The organism is Psychrobacter sp. TB20-MNA-CIBAN-0197 (assembly GCF_040309765.1).
GTDB lineage: Bacteria > Pseudomonadota > Gammaproteobacteria > Pseudomonadales > Moraxellaceae > Psychrobacter > Psychrobacter submarinus.
This window is the reverse complement of the sequence record NZ_JBEOPC010001160.1, coordinates 1-247: the sequence shown is the minus strand read 5'-3', so window position 1 is coordinate 247 and position 247 is coordinate 1. Positions and strand designations below refer to the sequence as shown.

At 43.3% G+C, this 247-nt stretch carries 1 protein-coding gene; it reads left to right on the top strand.

Annotated features, from left to right (window positions below):
• Positions 1–247: hypothetical protein (locus AAEY83_RS17570; RefSeq protein ID WP_351061242.1), on the top strand; the 247-nt coding region annotated here is incomplete at both ends.

Here is a 247-nt window from a genome sequence, read left to right as displayed (position 1 = left end):
ATATAGAGCTTAGCCCTTCAAAAACAGTGGCACTAATGCCGCTTGTTAATCATGCTCAAACACCGCTTGCCGGTGAGCGTGCTGAAGATATTTTAGCCAGTATTTGGCAACAAAATAAATTACCAACTCTTATACGTGCACCTCGCGTAAACACCAAAGAGCTTCCACCGCTGGATGATCAATACCGTTTAGACAATGCTATGCAATGGTTAAGCACTCAACAAGCTGACTATGTACTAACAGGCAG